Origin of the sequence: Odoribacter sp. N54.MGS-14 (genome assembly GCF_000980295.1) — a bacterium.
GTDB classification, from domain to species: Bacteria; Bacteroidota; Bacteroidia; order Bacteroidales; family Marinifilaceae; genus Odoribacter; species Odoribacter splanchnicus.
Genome location: NZ_LARL01000060.1, coordinates 1 through 18,337 on the forward strand (window position 1 = coordinate 1; position 18,337 = coordinate 18,337).

The following is an 18,337-nucleotide window of genomic DNA, read 5'->3' on the forward strand; positions in this document are numbered from 1 at the left end:
GTCGGGCGTTCGGAAAACCTAACCGGACACTCGTTCCTGCTCCAATGGTCTTCCGCCATAAAACCCTGCATCTCACGTTAACACGACCTGGCAAAGGAAGGATTAGAAAAATTTTATAGAATAAAATACCGGCTCACCTCTATCGGATTATGGATAATTGGGTTACTTTACCGGAAAATCTTTTTTCGCTGAAATTTATGGTTTTCAGGTTCGGTTTAGCTTGCCAGGCAGTGATAACGTCAGTCGGAGGTGTTCGTGTTCGGGGACCATTGGAGCTCTGGCGAGTGTCGTCTTGCTTTTTCTGAACGACCGACCGGTGGTGTCTGACGGAAACGTAACGTAAAGTTTTTTGCGCAGTGAGGAGTTCCGCCGGTCAGTGAAAGAAAAAGGTAGATGACCGACAGAAGCGACCGCGTCCCCGAACACGAATACCGAAGACGAACAAGGACCGGAATAATTCTACGTTTTAAGTAGGTACCAAGATTTCAATAGGTACAAGAAATACATTACATCGGTCAAAGTAGATTCGCTTTGGCCAGTTCCCAAATATTTCTCACGCTATCCCGGTCATACTTCCGGTAGGGTTCTCCGAACCGTTCCTCCACTTTCTTCAATTCTTCCCAATCCACCAAACAAGCATGCTTCTTATGTTTTTCGTCCTTATTCACCGAAACAAAGTCGGGAATATCGCTCAAATGCCAGACATCCCACTCGTGAACAAACAAGGTGGCATTCCAATGCAGGTGTTCTCCTTTGGCCAAATTTTCAAACCGCTCGTTTCCCAAAGCCTTTACATATTCCTCTTCAGTAGACCATTGTGCAAAATCCTGAGGCGTAAGCCCGGCTAATTGCAACTTGGTATAAATATGGGAGGCAGCCGAAATATTGGTCATCTTTTTAATCGGCGACAACGCTTGCCAAGGCACCTGTTTCTCCACAGCTTTCTGTGCATTGTAATAGGCATGGATCTTCCGGGCAGTCATCTCCCGACTCTCATTGATGATAATATCTTCAGTGTAAATATTGTCGTTACTGCCATATAAACAAATTTCTTTAAAACATTCCTTCGCTTGCTGAATATAACTGTAATCTCTTGTATTATAGACATCTGTCAAAATTTTAATCTGATCGTTATCGGTTTCCCTTGAAATGAAATGCGACAATTCGACCGCAGTCTTTATATTCAATTCATCTTCTCCCAAAGCGACCAGAATGTATTTCAACCCGGCCAACTTATCTTTCAACAAATTGAAAAACTCACTACTATTCACTTCCGCCTCGTGATATTCGAGCTGATAATTCTTTAAGCCTGGATAATAATGTTCGAAACGACCCGCCTTGCATTTCATCTCTTTATCGATAATCGTAGCCCGGAAAGTCGATCCGACAAACTGCCCCTGTTCTATCATTGCTTTCAATGCCTCACTCCCCATATTCCCAAATCCGATAATCAGCATACTGAAATCAGACAAGGCGACAGCTTTAGAAGTTTCCAGTTTCAGGGCATTCACAGGAGGATAATTCGTGATCAATTCCTGAGCCGCCAACTTAGACCGGTTAAAAATATGTACTTCGACATTCAAAGGACCGATTTTTTCTGCAAAAAGATCGATCAGTTCTTCCGAATCGGCATTCACATAAAGCCTTAATTCCTTGGGTAATAACTGCAATCGCCGGATTTCCCCGATCACTTTCAGGGACATGTGAATATTATAATCTTCATTCTCGGACAAGAAAAACATCCGGCAAACCGATTTATCGACCAATTTGGAAATCTTTAATTCGTCGAAAGCAACCTCTTCAGAAAAATCTTTTTTCAGGAACACCGCCTCTGTTTTACTGATTTTTTCAAATAAAGATTCTTTATCCCGGAGACGGGGTAAGGACAAATTTATTTTTGGGAAAGCCACCAATTTGTGTTTTACATTCTTATCGATAAAAAGAATAAAACGCTTCCTGTCTTTTTTCAGTAAATCTTCCGCCAAAGCTACAGCTCCTTCGTTCAAATCGAAAAAGATATAACTGTCTTTCGGGGTAGAGAGTTTTAATTTCAGCCAGGACAGGAATTGTTTGCCGAACAATTGCAAAACGACCAGAAAGCTGACCAGAAATGCCGCAAAGTGAATAATAGAAAAAGCGAACATATAAGTCGCGTTTGTATGCATATGATGCCTGACTTCGAGTAAATCCGAATGCAGGAAAAACATGTGAAACGTGGACAAAAAAGAACGGACCACCAAGGTTATCAGCGATTCTTTCGTCCCAGCTTCCCAATAACCGATGCAATAAATTACAAATCCTGCCAGGGCAGTCAGTGGAATCAAGCCCCAATCCCTGAACTTGTAAAACGATCGTTTATCCTTCACCAACCACAGACAACACAAAAACAACACAACGATAAATCCTGCCATTTTCAGGATTTCAAAAATCAAATTCTCCATCATATCAACCATTTAATTATTCCTCTTTCAACATCAGGTCACTTTATTGGCTTGTTCCACAAATACTACAATAAATCAGAGCGCCCGAAAGCGCTCTGTACACTTTTTTACCCCACTGTAAGAGCTTTCCTAAAACTACAGTTTAGCTCCGCATCCGCTACAAAAGAGAGCTTCAGCAGGCATCGATTTACCACATTGGGTACAAAATTTTCCTCCTGCCGGAGCAGCGGTGTTATTGTTCGTATTCCGGTAAGCTTCGCGGGCAATGGTATCGGCAGCAATCATCATCACTTTATCGTCCATTTTTGCCTGGGCAATCATCCCGGAAATCTGGGTAATCAATACCGGCCAGAACAAAAACATAGAAATCAAAGTCGGAACCGCCTGTTGTCCGAAAATCCCGACTCCGGCATCGACCCGAATCTGTTCGTTTGCCGGATAAATATGGACTTTCAATGCAGTTTTCATTCCCAATACAGCTTTAAACATATTCCCTTTCGTAATCGAGATATCATACCCACCGCTAATCAGATCCTGAGCCTGTACCTGGTAACCCTCATTAGTAAAAGTCCCGGTTATATCTTTAACTATAGCCGGAATAATCTCCGGTGAAGCAAAAAATGTCTTTGTTGATTTAAACGTTCCCATAGCCTAGCTTTTAAAGTTTTAAATCCTGAATTTCCTTGTACTGATGGATAGCATACAATACACTCATTTCTGCCAAAAGATTCTCTACCTCACTCAATTGACCGGGCGAAAGAGTCTGTTCCAATTTTTTTAATAAATTAACCACCAGATTAGCCTGATTTGTCAGCTCGTCGTCTGTTACGATCTGATCTTCCATTATTTTCCTGAATGTCGGCCGCTGAGCAACCAATTCATCGATGTTCAGTATTCCTTCTTTATCAAACAACATATTCTTTTATTTTAATTTGAAACCACAATGTTTACAATAAATCCAATCCTTTTCTAAAGGCTTTCCACAGTTAGGGCAAATCAGTCCGTCTTGTTCCAATTTTATATTTTTCAATATTCGCTGACATTGTTCTGTTTTACCCCATTTCAGAATCTCACGTACCCGAATTGCCGTAAAAGGATGAGAAGCTCCTAAAATAGCATAATTCTGTAACAATTTATCCCAAGTATTGTTTTGCAGCGTATCATAATAATCGGCTTGTTTTACAAACTCTTCGACATTCACATTTTGAGTAATCTCCCGCGGACCACCGGCTAGCCGAAGCTGTACTTCGACCACTTTCTCTATACTCCCTAAAGCAACAGCACCTGCACGATCTGCCGACAGTTCACTTCGCCTGCTCCAGTATTGCAAAGCCCAATACACCGGCATCACTGCATTTCCCAGTATTCCCATACGTTCTATATTCCTGAGTAAAGTCGAAGCCAGGGTATGGTAAAGCATGTGCCGGCAAGCGATATGTCCGCATTCGTGGGCTATAACCGAAGAGACTTCTTCATCGGTGAGGTATTCCAGCAATCCCGAAGTCACAGTCACCATCGTCCGGGTATCCCCCATCGCATAAGCATTCGGATAAGGATCCATTTCGAGATAAAACTCAGGTTCTGAAATTGAGAGCCTTTGACAAATCGGAGGCAATTTCTGATAAATTTCAGGCAGTTGAGTCGGTGAAAGCCGAATTTTATTCGCCATATTCATACCGTGCACAATCTGCTCGTCATAATAACGCATAAACAATTTCATCGCTGCTGCAAACCCAGGGATAGCTTCCATATTCCGGCGTGCAGCTTCATCTTCCGGATGAATATAATCAGCAGGTCTTACCATAACTTAACTTATTATTTTATACTAATCATATAATATTTCGAATCTTTCCAACTATCGATAAAACGATCCAAAGGATAATACCGGACAGGCTCTTCCATCGCAACATCGTAGACTTCGACCCGAGGCGGTTCCGAATAATCTATGTTACGAACGAGGACTACGTGATCGGGTATTTCCCCAATCCAGCGATCCTCGAATTCCTCCTGTTCAAGATTCCCGCTCAGCTCACCACCATCGACACAAGCAATGACATCGTGCCCTTGTTCTAACTCCCGGAACAATTCGTTTATCTCCCGGCAGAAGCGTCTCTCCACCTTCAATCCGAAACTCTCGACCAATTTTCCGATATATTTCAAAGGAGTCCCTTTCTCCTCCTCATACCAATGCTGCTTCAGCGCAATCTGTATCAGTTCCTCTTCCGTCACCTCTTTCCCTCGCTTTTGTAATACAGCAAGTTCAGAACGAATCACACACAGATTCCGACAAGACGATGCAGCAAAAAACACCGGAATATCGAGACTATTGCAAGCCACCTCGAAAGCCTCTCTCTCTTGTCCGTCATGCTGCAGGACCTGCCATATTTTCAGATTCTCCTCAGGAGTAGTATTCCCATCCAGATAAGCAGCCAAAAGCTCATCCGATAAAGAGTCCAGACGATCAAACATAATGTTCCTCCTCTCTTATTACTGCTATTAACTGTTTTACAGCCCGATGCCGGATGTTATACAAATTTTCCACAGTTACATTCATTTCCCGGGCTAACACTTTCGGGTCGAGGTCCTTTAACTCCAAATCGACCAACACCTGACGATATCGTTCATTATTCATTTTACGAATAGCATTCCAGACGTCCATCTTACTGATCAGTTCCGGTAAAAAATCAAAAACTTTCTCTTCTTCTTTTATTGGAGCCGATTGATTCCGATAATCCATCAGTACCCCTTTTCTTTTTTGAAAAAAACGTACAGCAACAACCGTCAACCAGGTCGTCAGTTTACTCCGGAAATCGAACTGCCGAAGTTTATACCAATTATCCGATTGTAAATAAAGATACAACTCGTTGATCAGCTCGTTTTTATCGAGTTGACAAGGACAAAACCGATGCAGTATATAATTGAACATCGGCGTACATTTATCAAAAAACAAATAACGGACAATCTCTTCATCACCGATAAGTAACCGATCGACTAATTCCCTATCACTAATCAGTGCGTAATCTTTTTCCTCCATATCCCATTAATCACCATAAAAAATACTCCTTATAGCACAATTTGTTTTAGTATTGCAAATATAAACATTCGTTCATTTTTCCAAAATTTTAATTTTGTAAATATCTGATTTTTCTTCTCCCGAAGCGATGATTTTTTTCTAACAAATATTTGTTTCACCGAAAATAAGCATTAAATTTGCGACCTGAAAATTTTCCTCAGGGGTACAATAAGCGGTTCATAACCCACCCCATGGTATTAACATTAAAACAACAAAACAAATGTACGCTATTGTTGAAATTGCAGGACAGCAATTTAAAGTAGAAAAAGACCGTAAGGTTTATGTTCACAGACTGGCAGCCGAAGAAGGCGCTCAGATAGAATTCGACAGTGTTCTTTTAGTGGACAATGACGGTCAGGTTAAGATCGGTACACCGAAAGTAGAAGGCGCAAAAGTTACCGCAAAAGTATTGAGCCACCTGAAAGGGGATAAAGTGATCATCTTCAAAAAGAAAAGAAGAAAAACTTTCGAAAGAAAGAACGGTCACCGTCAATATCTGACTCAGATTCAAATCGAATCTATCAACGCTTAAGCTCTGTAGAGTGATTTTATTATTTTGTAACTTCTAAATTATTAATACGATATGGCACATAAGAAAGGAGTCGGTAGTTCAAAGAACGGCCGTGAATCAGAAAGCAAACGATTAGGAGTAAAAATCTGGGGTGGACAATTTGCTAAAGCAGGAAATATCCTGGTTCGCCAAAGAGGTACTGTACATAATCCGGGTGAAAACGTAGGTATCGGTAAAGATCATACTTTATTCGCTCTGATCGACGGAACAGTTGTTTTCAGAAAGAAAAGAAACAACAAATCGTTCGTTTCAGTGGAAGCTGCTGCAGAATAAACTGAAAAGATATGAAATATTAAACTCCTGTATTCTGCTCGGATACAGGAGTTTTTTTTATAATTTTACCCTTCGAAAATAAGGAATGAGTAACGATAGAAGGTGGAACGATTAACAGTCAGCTTACCCTTGAATACATTGTCCGTCTGAAATCGTAAATCTAAAATATTCAAATTATGTTGAATCTGAAATTTATCCAGGAAAATAAAGAAACCGTCATAGAGCGCCTGGCTGTAAAAAATTTTGATGCCCGTGAATCCGTTGAAAAAATCATCGCTCTCGACAACCAGCGAAAATCCTTACAACAGGAGGCAGAAGCCAAACAGGCTCAAATGAATATCATCGCCAAAGAAATCGGTAAACTGATGCAATCGGGACAAAAAGAAGCCGCAGAAAAAGCCCGCCAGGAAACGGCCGATCTGAAATCAGCTATTGCGGGATTGAATAGCCGGCGCACCGAAGTCAGCAACGAATTAACCGACATTTTGCTCCGCTTGCCCAATATGCCCCATGCCTCTGTGGCTAAAGGAAAGTCTGAAGCAGACAATGAGATCGTTAAAATTGTCGACAACATACCCCAAAAGCATGAAAACGATCTGCCCCATTGGGAACTTGCCAGGAAATATGATTTGATCGATTTCGAAACCGGTGTAAAAATCACCGGTGCCGGTTTTCCCCTGTATAAAGGCCTGGGAGCACGACTGCAACGGGCATTGATCAATTTCTTCCTGGATGAAAATATCAAAGCCGGTTATCAAGAGGTACAACCACCCCTGATGGTGAATGCCGACTCTGGCTACGGAACCGGACAGTTACCGGACAAAGACGGTCAGATGTACTATGTCAACGAAGACAATCTCTATCTGATCCCGACTGCCGAAGTTCCGGTAACCAACATTTACCGCGACGTCATTCTGGACGGAGACCAGCTACCGGTAAAAAATACCGCTTATTCCGCTTGTTTCCGCCGGGAAGCCGGTTCTTACGGCAAAGATGTAAGAGGATTGAACCGGTTACATCAATTCGATAAAGTTGAAATTGTCCAGATCACCCGTCCCGAAGTATCCTACGAGGCCCTGGAAGGTATGGTGAAACATGTGGAGAGCCTGCTGATCAAGCTAGGCCTTCCCTATCGCATCGTTCGCTTATGTGGTGGAGATATCAGTTTCACCTCTGCCCTGACTTTCGATTTTGAAGTCTATTCCAAAGCACAGGAAAAATGGTTGGAAGTCAGCTCTGTATCCAATTTCGAGGAATTCCAGGCCAACCGCTTGAAATTACGGTTCAAAGACAAGGGAGATAAGAAAACGACAACCTGCCATACGCTGAACGGAAGTTCACTGGCTCTTCCCCGGATTGTCGCTGCCTTATTGGAAAACTATCAATGCGAAGAAGGTATACGGCTACCGGAGGTGTTGCAGACGTTTATGGGGACAGAGATGATAAGGTAAAAAGTAAAGACTAAAAGTGATGGACTAAAAAAAGCCAGAGGCGATGGGTTAAAGGTTAAAAGGTATTAGATGCCGAAGGCAAAGAATGGGAGCTATCTTAGAAGTTAAAAATTTGACTTAGAAGATAGCTCCTTTACTTTTTAAAATAGGAAATAGCTGAGAAATCCGTATCTTTGTAAGCAAATGTATCGGGGTTTATGAAATTTATTGTCATTCTTTTTTTGCTATTCACTTCTATTTATACACTGGCCCAACAAAGTGATTCTCAATTGGCCTATACCTATTATCAAGCCAAAGAATACGATAAAGCTGCCGAAAAATTTTTGAAATTATACGAACGCACACACTCGGCAAATTTTCTGGATTATTATATTATCTGCCTGATTAATGGTAAAGAATACGACAAAGCCGAAGATACCCTGAAAAAATTACTGAAAACCGACGATAGCAATAAAGATTTTCTGATCGACCTGGGCTATATCTATCAACAACAAGGGAAAACCAATAAATCGGAGGAATGTTACGGGAAAGCAATCAAAAAAATTATTCCGCAAAATACAGCAATCATTAATCTGGCCAATAAATTTAAAAATATCCGGGAATATAGCTGGGCGATCAAGACTTATCAGCAAGGCCGGATACTTTTGAAAAAAACGGATGCCTTTCTGAAAGAATTAGGGGATTGCTATCTGATGGAAAGAGATTACGAACAGATGATGCCTCTCTTTGTCCGCACCCTGGAACTGAACCCGGGGAGTATCGACAATATTACCGCCCAGCTAAGTTTTGCCCGTTCGAACGACATTGTCAATAGTATAGACCCGGTGATCGAAAAAACACTGAAATCCTTATGCCAGAAGACGGATTATCTCCCGGTTTTTGATGAATTGGCTGTATGGTATAATCTACAAATCCGGAATTATCTCCTGGCACTTCAACATGCCGTATTATTAAATAACAAGTCTGAAAATAAACTGCATATTTTTTTGAATATAGCTCTCGATGCGATAAACAATAAAGCTTTCGACCAAGCCACCATAGCTTACCAAAAGATCCTCGGCAAAGGCAAGGAGAACAATCCGTTTTACCTTCCGGCCCGTAAAGGTATATTGACTTGTCGGTATGAACAACTCCGGCAAAGTCCTGCCGACCGTTCAGACTACCTGCAAATAGCCGGAGATTGTGAGAAATATATGCAGGAATTCGGTTATACTCCGACCAATATAGACATTCTCTCTTTATTGGCCGAGCTCTATGCCTATCGACTCCAACGACCGGATTCGGCCGATCGCTTGCTCGATAAAGCCATCCGGATGCCAAGATTAAATTCCAACACTTTGAGTCAGCTGAAATCCCAAAGAGCCGATCTATTGACTTTTATGGACAATCCCTGGGAAGCGACTATCCTATATACCCAGCTTGAAAAGGCAAATCCGAACAATGACATCGGGTATGAGGCCAAACTGAAAAAGGCAATGTTAGCTTATTATGCAGGTGATCTCTTGTGGGCAAAAGCTCAGTTCGATGTATTGAAAGGAGCAACAAGTAAGCTGATCTCTAACGATGCTATACAAATGTCCCATTTCATCCATATGAATTATGAGGCAGAAGGGGATAACCGGGATTTAGAAAAAATGGGACGCACAGAATATCTGCTTTATAAACAACAGTTTCAAGAAGCTCTCCCCCGATTGGACAGCCTGATCGGGCACTGTTCGCCGGGTATCTCCGATTACGCCACCCTGCAAAAAGCCCGGTCGCTCTGCGCATGCTTCCAGGATGAAGAGGCTGCCAAGCTACTAAGCGAATTAAAAGATCGTTCGGAACAAGTATATATCAAGGCCGAAGCTTTATTCCAACTTGCCGGTCTGAAGAGAAAACAAAAAGAACTGCAACAAGCGAAAGAATTGTATCGGTTACTCGTCACCGATTATTCGGGTAGTGTTTACAGTATTGAAGCAGCCAAACTCTACCGGGATCTGGAAGCCGGAGAACAAACAGAGGTAAATAACCTTTAAAACGAATTTTATGCGAATCATTTACAATACCAGTTTTATCATCGATGAAGACATCGAAACAGCATGGATCGGTTTTATCCGGAAGAACTATATTTCCGTACTTCAGACCAACCGCCTTTGTGAAGATATTATCTTCACCAAAGTATCGATCGATCAGCCCGAAGGTAAAACTTATTCCTTACAGTTGGTTTTCAATTCCGAAGAACAACAAAACCACTTTTTGGATGAATGGCTGCCGGATATAGAAAAAAAGATTATCCAAATTTTTTCTAATCGGTATTTATGCTTTAGTAGTATATTGACAGAAATCTAAAGTTATGGAAAAATTAATTATGGGAATCGACCCCGGTACCAACTTTATGGGATATGCGATCATCAAAGTATTCGGAAAAAACCAAAAACCGGAATTAGTAGTATCGGGAATTGTAGATATGATTAAAATTACAGACCCTTATATCAAACTTCAGCGGATATTCAGCCGTACCCTACAAGTGATCGATAGTTATCAACCGGATGAACTGGCGATAGAAGCTCAGTTTTATGGAAAGAACGTTCAATCCATGCTAAAACTCGGCCGGGCTCAAGGGGTTGCTATTGCAGCTGCTCTTCAAAGAGATATCCCCATTTTCGAATATGCTCCACGGAAGATTAAAATGAGTGTTACCGGTTCGGGAACCGCCTCAAAAGAACAAATCGCCCTTTTACTAGGTAAGTTTATGACTTTACACACCACCTCAGAAATGCTGGACGAAACAGATGCTATTGCTATCGCTTATTGTCATTATCTGCAAAGTTGTAATCCGCTGACTTCAGCAGGGCATACCTGTAAATCCTGGAACGATTTCATCAAGAAGAATCCGGATAAACTAGTCTGAGCAATCTTATTTTTCAGCTTTCCGGCATATTGATCTATCTCATAAGATACGAAAGGAAGACCAGCGAACTTTTACTTATCAATTACCTCCATATAATTAAACAGATAAAGTCATCAAAAAACGTAGGTTCATTTTTTTTCTTTCTATTCCGATTCCGGGTTTTATACCGTCAGACCGGCTCACCTCTATCGGATTATGGATAATTGGGTTATTTTATCGGAAAATCTTTTTTTGCTGAAATTTATGGTTTTCAGGTTCGGTTTAGCTTGCCAGGCAGTGATAACGTAAGTCGGAGGTGTTCGTGTTCGGGGACCATTGGAGCTCTGTCGGGTGTCGTCTTGCTTTTTCTGAACGCCCGACCGGTGGTGTCTGACGAGCCTGCGAGGAGTTCCGCCGGTCAGTGAAAGAAAAAGCTAGATGACCGACAGAAGCGACCGCGTCCCCAAACACGAACACCGAAGACGAGTAAGTAACAGAATAATTCTACGTTTTCTCAGGAACAATGGAGAAAAGAAGAACAAACTTTAATTCTCTCCTTCTCCAATTCTCAGGTTGTAAGTATAAACACCACCGCCTAATACGCATTTACCATCTTTATTTTCCAGCATTATCAGGATACCTTTGCATGTGATTCGATATGCCTTTTTGGCATTCATTTTAAATAATCGGTAAAATCATGTCCTTAATAGACAGTTTAAAAAAAGATATTCACTATATAGAAAGCTTAAATAGTTGTATGAACTGTGGAGTTTGTACAGCTATTTGCCCTTCTGCCGAATTTTACAATTATGATCCCCGAATAATAGCCGACACAGTCCAACGCCAGGACGAAGAGAGTATCGAAGGGTTACTGAAATCCGATACGATTTGGTATTGCGGAGAATGTATGTCGTGCAAAACCCGTTGTCCACGCTGTAATACACCCGGCGGAATCATCATGGCACTACGCAGATTATCACAGGAAAAAGGATGGTTTACCGAATCTGAAAAAGGACGTCAGCAATTTGCCCTGAAAAGAATATTAGGAAATAACATACTGAATTACGGCTATTGCGTCACTCCCGATATCGTGAAACCGGAAATGCATCCGGAACAAGGTCCTGTCTGGGAATGGATTTATGAACATCGCGACGAGGTATACGAACGAACACATTCGAATTACAAACAAACGGGAGCCGGCGCCTTAAGAAAAGTCGACGACGACTCGCTCAACGAACTGAAACAAATCTTCGAAGTAACCGGAGGATCGGAATTCATGGAGAATATCGAAACCTATTCCCTCCAAAAAGCCGAGGAAGAAGGGATGGACCCGGAAAGTTATTTTCTGCATACTTATACGGATAACAATGGGAGACATGGGGGGAGGTAAAAAGCGAAAGGCCAGAAGCTAAAGGCTAGAAAGAAAGAAGGGGAAAAAAGAGAGAAAAGGAGAAATGTAGAAAGAGGAAAAAGAAATGAATCTGGAAGGTAAACAACAAATATGGAATGATTATCAGAAAGAGATTGCTGATGATCGGTATTATTATGCGAGAAGTTGTATTCGTCAGACCTTTTTTCCAGGGTCCGAATGGGCTTATCTGGATATACTGAATAATAAATTGGGAAAAACTGTTCTCGACGATCCGCGACACACGACTTGCACAGGTATCGGTTATCATTCCGATGTCGTACCGATCGAGACTATCATGACCGTCGTCGCCCGTCATTTTGCTTTGATGACTGAAGCCGGATTCGAAAATATGACTCCCTCCTGCATTACTTCTTTCGGTATTTATACAGAAATCCTGCATACCTGGGAGACTCATCCTGAATGGGAAGAAAAGACCCGGGAATTTTTATGGAAAGCAACGAAACGGGAATTCCAAAAGCCGAAGAACCTGGCACATACTTCCGATGTCATCTATAAATTCAGGAATGAAATTGCAGCTCAGAAAAAATATAGTCTGGTAGATGTACACACCGGACGTCCTCTGCAAGTAGTCGACCACATCGGTTGTCATTACGCTAAAATGTTTCCCAGCAAAGGCATCGGGGGGGCAGAATTTCCTGCTGTATTGTCGGGAATGGTCTCCGCTTGGGGAGGCCAACCGGTCGACTACCCCGAAAGACGACACTGTTGCGGATTCGGTTTCCGGAATTACCTGGTATTAGCCAACCGGGGATTCTCTGTCGCAAATTCGAAAAAGAAATTCGAATCCATGCAACCCTATGAACCGGACTTTATTATTACCAATTGCCCGGGTTGTGCCATGTTTCTGGACAAGTGGCAATACACCATCAGTGAAATGGAGGGTACCACTTACGGTCCGGATGGTTACGGTATCCCTGTTCTGACCTATGAAGAAGTGGCGGCTTTGGTTTTAGGATACGATCCCTGGGAGATCGGCCTGCAAATGCACCAGGTCAGCGTCGAGCCTCTATTGGATAAAATGGGTATCCGATATGATCCGGAGGCTAAATATAAAAATATCCGGGGTGAGGATATGGGACATCCCCAGTGTCCCACTTATCTCAAAGTCTGATCTGCCCCACCCCATTGTAAACAACCGAATATAGAATGAAAAACAAATAATATGTGTGTTATCATTATAGGTGCAGGACCCGCAGGATGTGAGGCAGCTTACCGGCTGGCTCAGGCAGGTAAAACGGTAGAATTGATCGAAAAAGAAAGCGAAACCGGAGGAAATCTGAATAACTGGTATCAACTCTTCCCCGACCGGAAACAAGCTCGTGATCTGAATCAAAGTCTCCGCCAAAATATACAACACCCTGATATTCATCTCCATTTGGGAAATTATCCGGTCAAAATTTCACGGACAGAAAATAATAAATTCACCCTGGAACTGAACGACGGAGCCTTATTAAAAGGAGATGCCTTATTGGTAACCAGTGGTTTCCGCCTATTTAACGCCCGCCGGAAAGAAGAATATGGGTATGGCATCTACGAAAATGTGATCACTTCCGTAGAACTGGAAAATTTCTTCATCAATCATCACATAGCCACCTCTACCGGTCAGGTCCCCAAACGAATCGGATTGATTCATTGTGTAGGCTCAAGAGACGAAAAGATTTGTAATTACCACTGTTCCAAACTCTGTTGCGTAACAGCAGTCAAACAAGCCATCGAACTTCGTGAGATGTTGCCGGAAAGCGAAATACTATGTTTTTATATGGATATGCGCATGTTCGGTCCGGGATATGAAGAACTCTACCGGGAAGCACAGGAAAAATACAACATCAAATTTGTACGGGGACGTTTGTCGGAAGCTTCTGAAAACAGAGAAAAACAATTGCTTATTAAAGTCGAAGATACACTGGTGGGTAAACCTTTGAAGATGACCCTCGATCTGATGGTGCTAATGGTAGGTATGGAACCTTCCGAAGGCAGTACGCAGCTCGCTTCGATGCTCGGCCTCGACATAGCTCCCAATGGCTTTATCCGGGTCGGAGACCCCCACACGGGAACCAACCGAACCAACCGGCCAGGCATTTTTATTGCCGGATGCAGCTCCTCTCCCATGAACCTGACCGACACACTCACCGATGCACGTTCTGCAGCGATCACTATCGGAGAATATCTGAAAAATAACGAAAACAAGCATTAATCTTCGAAGCTGAATTTCTATGAACTTTTGGGGTTTTTCAATATCTGAAGCACGGGTCATCGATTATGATAAAAATGATAAAAGTCTGGTAACGGCCATGACGACCGAGGTTCCCAGTAGCAAGCTCTGTATCGGATGCGGAGGCTGTTCGGCCACTTGTACCGCCGGCAACCTGACCGAATTCAATATCCGTAAACTGCAAATGCTGGTGAAACGGGGTGAAACCAAAGAAGTCGGTGAGCACCTCCAAAAATGTATGTTGTGTGGAAAATGTCTGCTGGTTTGTCCCCGGGGAGTAGATACCCGGCGCATGATCCTAACCATGCTCAAATATATAAACAGCCTTTAGCTCTTTACCTTTTACTTTTTTACTATGTATTACGATCCTTTTGTACTTCCTTTCACTATCGGTCTGAATATCCTCCTGATCTATCTGGTCATTAAATATGCCCGTTGGATTCGTACCTTTTCTCCAGAAGACAAACGAACGATCCGGCGAAATCTTTTCAGCCTGAAAACCCTGAAAGCCGGTAAAGAAGTATTCCTGGAAAGTCTTGTACATCATAAAATCTTCCGTACCAATCCTTTTCTGGGATATATGCACATGTGTTTCGGATTAGGTTGGTTTTTGCTGATCGTTGTGGGTAAAATCGAGTCGTTGGTGTACCACACCAGTATTTTCAATCCACCTTATTTTGCTATATTTTTCCGTTATTTTCATCCGGCACAGGAAACATTTCCCTATAGCAGCACTTTTGCTTTCCTGATGGATCTGATCTTGTTGATGATCCTCTCCGGATTGACTCTGGCTTTTCTGAAACGAATGTATTCCAAAGCACTTGGTTTGAAAAAAACAACCAATCATCGTCCTTTCGACTTACTCATCCTCACGGTATTGTGGTTAATATTCCCTCTTCGCTTTCTGGCTGAGAGTTTCACCAGTGGAGTACGCGGAGGAGGCAGTTTTCTGACTCATTCGGCAGGTAATTTCTTCGACACTTTCTTACCGATCGAATCGCTTGCTTATCCGGCCTGGTGGGCTTATTCTTCGGCTTTAGGGCTTTTTTTCCTGCTTCTTCCCTTTTCCCGGTATATGCATATCCCGACAGAAATCGTTTATATTTTTCTGAAAAACTGGGGAATCAAACAAGGGAAACAATTTACAGGAATCAGTCAGTTTCAACTCTACTCCTGTTCGCGTTGCGGTATTTGTATCGACCGCTGTCAGCTCGGCACTTCTCTCGGTCACACCGATACCCAGCCGGTTTATTTCTTGAAAAAACTACGTCATGAAAAAGAACATACCGTACAAATAGCGGACTGTCTGATGTGCGGACGTTGTGAGGCAGCCTGCCCGGTAGATCTGAAACTGAATGCCTTACGGTTAAGCCAACGTACCGATTACACCCATATTACAAAATCGACCTACGACTACATTCAGCCCCAACCGGCCCTCCCGGCCAAAGTAGCTTATTTCGCCGGTTGTATGGGGCACCTCACCCCATCCGTTATCCAGGCCATGGAACATATCTTCCGGAAAGCCGGGGTCGATTACACCTTTATCGACCAACAGACAGGTATCTGTTGTGGCCGGCCTATGATGCTGGCTGGTAACCACAGTGCCGCTTCGGTGATCGTGGAAAAAAACAAAGCCCGGATCGAGAACTCAGGGGCCGGATTACTGGTCACTTCCTGCCCGATCTGTTATAAGACTTTCCGGGAAGAATACCGATTGAACCTAAAGGTCATGCACCACACCGAATACCTGAACGACCTGATTCGAAATAAACTCATCACCCCACATCAAAGCGAGCTGAAAACCGTATTCCACAATCCCTGTGAACTGGGCCGCGGATGTGGTGTATATGCTGCTCCCGATCAGGTACTGCAAACCGTCAGTCATAAATTAGCAACCGTCTATGACGGTAAAAATTCATTGTGCTGTGGCGGATCCCTGGCCAACATACATATCGATCCCGGACAACGTACCCGAATCAGTAGCAATGCGGTAAAAGCCTATCTGTCTTATCAACCGGATCTTTTAGTAACAGCCTGTCCTCTATGTAAAAAAACTTTTATGAAAACCGACACGGCAGTTCCTATCAAAGACATCGCTGAAGTGGTTGCAGAAAACTGCCGGTGATTTTATATATTTTATGTTTTACTTTATACTTTTTACCTGATCCGTTAGCCCCTTAAACTTATATTTTATATCTTTATCGGGGTATTAGAATAAAGAAATATGCTTTGGACTTCATCACAACAGACTGTAATCGATCAATTTATACAAGAAATAAAATCCATCGGATGGTTTAAACAGGCCGGAGAACCTTCTGAAAAATATTGGGTTATCGACACGATTTGGGAAGCTTGTGATACTTATGGCTATCAAATGCTCGAAGTTTGGGGACAAAATAGTGAGCTCATCGAACAAAAAGCACTGCGACAGCTGAAAGACGAACAGATAGACGCCATATTCGAGGCAGTCAGTCTGGCTATTGGCAACGAAGTCTACGAAGCTTTATGCGACCTGGAGGATAAAATCGGACAAGAAACCGGTGAAGACCAATCCGGAATCGAAGAAGAAATTTTAGATTTCATCAAACGTGATACCGCCTGGGCTTGTATCGAAAGGCTTCTTGGAGAAAAAGGGTTTTTCTCGCGTATTCTCGAAATCAACCAAACCGGACATTGGGCTTGCTCGTGGGTCGGAAAATTCCCGAAGGGAAATTTCATTATTCTATAATTTTCAGGAGGTGCCAGCCGATGGTGTAATTGTAACCGTAACCTGTTATCCGGAAAAATTTCATATATTTATTATATATTTGCTCAGGAAAAGATTACGATGGAATTTTCAGAAACAGAAATAAAAGCACTTGCCCAAGGCGACACAAAAGTATTCCACAAACTATATGAACATTTTTTTGTCGCCTTATGCATATTCGCCCGTAGTTTTTCTCTAAAACCGGAAGAAGCTGAAGACATTGTACAGGAAGTATTCTGCCGAATGTACGACGAACACCGGCTGTTCGAGGGGTTGAATACTCTGAAATCCTATCTTTATACAGCTGTACGTAACCGCAGTTTTAACTACCTCCGGGATGAAAAAAGACGTTCAATCCGGGAAGCACAATTCCTGAATAATTTAAAAGCGGAAGAAGAAGGCTACAATTCAGCCCTGGAAAATGAAATCTATCGCCAACTCAAACTATTGCTGGAAGAACTACCTGAACAGTGCAAGAATATCTTTCAACGCACCTTATCGGGAGATACTTCTGAAAAAATCGCTGCTGATCTGAAATTATCCGTCGAAACTGTAAAAACTCAACGTAAAAAAGCCAAACGTATTCTGCGGGAACGCTACACTTTACTTTTCAAAACCTTCGGCATCCTTTTTTGATTTTTGTCAAAATTATTTTTTTGCCTTTTAAATACCCATTTTTACTCCAGGCGGTGTCATATAATAAAAAAGGCTAAATAATTTATGGACACACCAATCCCCTGGAAGATCGCAGACCTGATCATTCGACAATGGAGCAAAGAACTGACACCTGAGGAAGAGACGACACTTCGGGAATGGATCACCTCCCAAGAAAGTAACCAAGTCTTTTACCAGAAAGTCATCACAGGAAAAGGATTCGACCACTTCTGCCAACAAGCGTCAGAACACAATTACCGGCAGAAATATCAAGCTTTTCGTTCCCATATAAGAAAAAGGAAACTTCGGAAATGGAGACGAATAGGATATGCGGCAGCAGCCATACTCCTTCCTTTCGTCCTTTCCATCAGCCTGTATCTCAAATCAGAGCAGAAAAATACCTCCATTCAATCTACGGAGATTATACCCGGAACATATCAGGCCGTCCTGACACTGTCGAATGGTCAAGATATTTTCCTGTCTCCGATTACAGAAAAAAACAAACTTGAAGCTACAACAGCAACACTCGAAGGGAATACTCTGGTATACCCAGAAACCGATACCACAACCGCTCCCGTATACCATAAAATCACGATTCCCCGGGGAGGGGAA

Annotated in this window: 20 protein-coding genes; 14 read left to right on the top strand and 6 right to left on the bottom strand. The window is 42.4% G+C overall.

Annotated elements, in window-relative coordinates; all coding sequences use genetic code 11:
- Positions 1-515 precede the first annotated feature (515 nt).
- The 6 genes from WS42_RS11315 to WS42_RS11340 all read right to left on the bottom strand — a co-directional run bounded on the left by WS42_RS11315 (position 516) and on the right by WS42_RS11340 (position 5,475).
- The gene (locus WS42_RS11315; RefSeq protein WP_286728500.1) at positions 516-2,444 is read right to left on the bottom strand and encodes a Rossmann-fold NAD(P)-binding domain-containing protein; all 1,929 of its coding nucleotides are present in this window, start codon (positions 2,442-2,444) and stop codon (positions 516-518) included.
- 132 nt (positions 2,445-2,576) lie between these two features.
- Positions 2,577-3,089, bottom strand: a complete 513-nt coding sequence (locus WS42_RS11320) for a zinc ribbon domain-containing protein (RefSeq protein ID WP_013610769.1) — start codon at positions 3,087-3,089, stop codon at positions 2,577-2,579.
- A gap of 10 nt (positions 3,090-3,099) precedes the next feature.
- The gene (locus tag WS42_RS11325; protein WP_013610768.1) at positions 3,100-3,357 is read right to left on the bottom strand and encodes a hypothetical protein; all 258 of its coding nucleotides are present in this window, start codon (positions 3,355-3,357) and stop codon (positions 3,100-3,102) included.
- A gap of 6 nt (positions 3,358-3,363) precedes the next feature.
- A complete protein-coding gene (locus tag WS42_RS11330; RefSeq protein ID WP_013610767.1) occupies positions 3,364-4,245 on the bottom strand; it encodes a M48 family metallopeptidase in 882 nt (293 codons plus the stop codon).
- An 11-nt stretch (positions 4,246-4,256) separates the two neighbouring features.
- Positions 4,257-4,910 carry a cysteine peptidase family C39 domain-containing protein gene (locus WS42_RS11335; RefSeq protein ID WP_013610766.1) on the bottom strand — a complete coding sequence of 218 codons (654 nt, stop codon included), beginning with the start codon at positions 4,908-4,910 and terminating at the stop codon, positions 4,257-4,259.
- Positions 4,903-5,475 (bottom strand): RNA polymerase sigma factor, encoded by a 573-nt coding sequence (locus tag WS42_RS11340; RefSeq protein WP_013610765.1) that lies wholly within the window; start codon positions 5,473-5,475, stop codon positions 4,903-4,905. Before WS42_RS11340 ends, WS42_RS11335 begins: the two co-directional genes overlap by 8 nt.
- A gap of 259 nt (positions 5,476-5,734) precedes the next feature.
- Between WS42_RS11340 and rplU the strand changes: the two genes are divergently transcribed.
- The 14 genes from rplU to WS42_RS11410 all read left to right on the top strand — a co-directional run.
- Positions 5,735-6,046 (top strand): 50S ribosomal protein L21, encoded by a 312-nt coding sequence (gene rplU / locus WS42_RS11345; protein ID WP_013610764.1) that lies wholly within the window; start codon positions 5,735-5,737, stop codon positions 6,044-6,046.
- A gap of 51 nt (positions 6,047-6,097) precedes the next feature.
- The gene (rpmA, locus tag WS42_RS11350; RefSeq protein ID WP_013610763.1) at positions 6,098-6,358 is read left to right on the top strand and encodes a 50S ribosomal protein L27; all 261 of its coding nucleotides are present in this window, start codon (positions 6,098-6,100) and stop codon (positions 6,356-6,358) included.
- A 176-nt stretch (positions 6,359-6,534) separates the two neighbouring features.
- The gene (gene serS, locus WS42_RS11355; RefSeq protein ID WP_013610762.1) at positions 6,535-7,809 is read left to right on the top strand and encodes a serine--tRNA ligase; all 1,275 of its coding nucleotides are present in this window, start codon (positions 6,535-6,537) and stop codon (positions 7,807-7,809) included.
- A 197-nt stretch (positions 7,810-8,006) separates the two neighbouring features.
- The gene (locus WS42_RS11360; protein WP_046451115.1) at positions 8,007-9,827 is read left to right on the top strand and encodes a tetratricopeptide repeat protein; all 1,821 of its coding nucleotides are present in this window, start codon (positions 8,007-8,009) and stop codon (positions 9,825-9,827) included.
- Positions 9,828-9,837: 10 nt separating this feature from the next.
- Positions 9,838-10,140, top strand: a complete 303-nt coding sequence (locus tag WS42_RS11365) for a DUF4286 family protein (protein ID WP_013610760.1) — start codon at positions 9,838-9,840, stop codon at positions 10,138-10,140.
- A gap of 4 nt (positions 10,141-10,144) precedes the next feature.
- Positions 10,145-10,702 carry a crossover junction endodeoxyribonuclease RuvC gene (gene ruvC / locus WS42_RS11370; protein ID WP_013610759.1) on the top strand — a complete coding sequence of 186 codons (558 nt, stop codon included), beginning with the start codon at positions 10,145-10,147 and terminating at the stop codon, positions 10,700-10,702.
- Between the two features lie 676 nt (positions 10,703-11,378).
- Positions 11,379-12,071, top strand: a complete 693-nt coding sequence (locus WS42_RS11375) for a 4Fe-4S dicluster domain-containing protein (RefSeq protein ID WP_013610758.1) — start codon at positions 11,379-11,381, stop codon at positions 12,069-12,071.
- Positions 12,072-12,156: 85 nt separating this feature from the next.
- Positions 12,157-13,224: a heterodisulfide reductase-related iron-sulfur binding cluster gene (locus WS42_RS11380; RefSeq protein WP_046451116.1), complete on the top strand. Its 1,068-nt coding sequence runs from the start codon at positions 12,157-12,159 to the stop codon at positions 13,222-13,224.
- A 51-nt stretch (positions 13,225-13,275) separates the two neighbouring features.
- The gene (locus tag WS42_RS11385) at positions 13,276-14,307 is read left to right on the top strand and encodes an FAD-dependent oxidoreductase (RefSeq protein WP_046451117.1); all 1,032 of its coding nucleotides are present in this window, start codon (positions 13,276-13,278) and stop codon (positions 14,305-14,307) included.
- A gap of 19 nt (positions 14,308-14,326) precedes the next feature.
- On the top strand, positions 14,327-14,656 hold the full coding sequence (locus WS42_RS11390; protein ID WP_182400503.1) for a 4Fe-4S dicluster domain-containing protein: 330 nt from the start codon (positions 14,327-14,329) through the stop codon (positions 14,654-14,656).
- A 24-nt stretch (positions 14,657-14,680) separates the two neighbouring features.
- Positions 14,681-16,450 (top strand): (Fe-S)-binding protein, encoded by a 1,770-nt coding sequence (locus WS42_RS11395; RefSeq protein ID WP_046451118.1) that lies wholly within the window; start codon positions 14,681-14,683, stop codon positions 16,448-16,450.
- 99 nt (positions 16,451-16,549) lie between these two features.
- A complete protein-coding gene (locus tag WS42_RS11400; protein WP_046405742.1) occupies positions 16,550-17,053 on the top strand; it encodes a hypothetical protein in 504 nt (167 codons plus the stop codon).
- A gap of 99 nt (positions 17,054-17,152) precedes the next feature.
- The gene (locus WS42_RS11405) at positions 17,153-17,707 is read left to right on the top strand and encodes an RNA polymerase sigma factor (protein WP_013610752.1); all 555 of its coding nucleotides are present in this window, start codon (positions 17,153-17,155) and stop codon (positions 17,705-17,707) included.
- An 84-nt stretch (positions 17,708-17,791) separates the two neighbouring features.
- A partial coding sequence (locus tag WS42_RS11410) for a hypothetical protein (protein WP_046451119.1) occupies positions 17,792-18,337 on the top strand: 546 nt, incomplete at its 3' end.

What these genes read in the sequence shown, in the direction of transcription:
- WS42_RS11315 (WP_286728500.1), bottom strand. Translation starts at nt 2,444, where the DNA reads ATGATGGAGAATTTGATTTTTGAAATCCTGAAAATGGCAGGATTTATC.
- WS42_RS11320 (WP_013610769.1), bottom strand. Translation starts at nt 3,089, where the DNA reads ATGGGAACGTTTAAATCAACAAAGACATTTTTTGCTTCACCGGAGATT.
- WS42_RS11325 (WP_013610768.1), bottom strand. Translation starts at nt 3,357, where the DNA reads ATGTTGTTTGATAAAGAAGGAATACTGAACATCGATGAATTGGTTGCT.
- WS42_RS11330 (WP_013610767.1), bottom strand. Translation starts at nt 4,245, where the DNA reads ATGGTAAGACCTGCTGATTATATTCATCCGGAAGATGAAGCTGCACGC.
- WS42_RS11335 (WP_013610766.1), bottom strand. Translation starts at nt 4,910, where the DNA reads ATGTTTGATCGTCTGGACTCTTTATCGGATGAGCTTTTGGCTGCTTAT.
- WS42_RS11340 (WP_013610765.1), bottom strand. Translation starts at nt 5,475, where the DNA reads ATGGAGGAAAAAGATTACGCACTGATTAGTGATAGGGAATTAGTCGAT.
- rplU (WP_013610764.1), top strand. Translation starts at nt 5,735, where the DNA reads ATGTACGCTATTGTTGAAATTGCAGGACAGCAATTTAAAGTAGAAAAA.
- rpmA (WP_013610763.1), top strand. Translation starts at nt 6,098, where the DNA reads ATGGCACATAAGAAAGGAGTCGGTAGTTCAAAGAACGGCCGTGAATCA.
- serS (WP_013610762.1), top strand. Translation starts at nt 6,535, where the DNA reads ATGTTGAATCTGAAATTTATCCAGGAAAATAAAGAAACCGTCATAGAG.
- WS42_RS11360 (WP_046451115.1), top strand. Translation starts at nt 8,007, where the DNA reads ATGAAATTTATTGTCATTCTTTTTTTGCTATTCACTTCTATTTATACA.
- WS42_RS11365 (WP_013610760.1), top strand. Translation starts at nt 9,838, where the DNA reads ATGCGAATCATTTACAATACCAGTTTTATCATCGATGAAGACATCGAA.
- ruvC (WP_013610759.1), top strand. Translation starts at nt 10,145, where the DNA reads ATGGAAAAATTAATTATGGGAATCGACCCCGGTACCAACTTTATGGGA.
- WS42_RS11375 (WP_013610758.1), top strand. Translation starts at nt 11,379, where the DNA reads ATGTCCTTAATAGACAGTTTAAAAAAAGATATTCACTATATAGAAAGC.
- WS42_RS11380 (WP_046451116.1), top strand. Translation starts at nt 12,157, where the DNA reads ATGAATCTGGAAGGTAAACAACAAATATGGAATGATTATCAGAAAGAG.
- WS42_RS11385 (WP_046451117.1), top strand. Translation starts at nt 13,276, where the DNA reads ATGTGTGTTATCATTATAGGTGCAGGACCCGCAGGATGTGAGGCAGCT.
- WS42_RS11390 (WP_182400503.1), top strand. Translation starts at nt 14,327, where the DNA reads ATGAACTTTTGGGGTTTTTCAATATCTGAAGCACGGGTCATCGATTAT.
- WS42_RS11395 (WP_046451118.1), top strand. Translation starts at nt 14,681, where the DNA reads ATGTATTACGATCCTTTTGTACTTCCTTTCACTATCGGTCTGAATATC.
- WS42_RS11400 (WP_046405742.1), top strand. Translation starts at nt 16,550, where the DNA reads ATGCTTTGGACTTCATCACAACAGACTGTAATCGATCAATTTATACAA.
- WS42_RS11405 (WP_013610752.1), top strand. Translation starts at nt 17,153, where the DNA reads ATGGAATTTTCAGAAACAGAAATAAAAGCACTTGCCCAAGGCGACACA.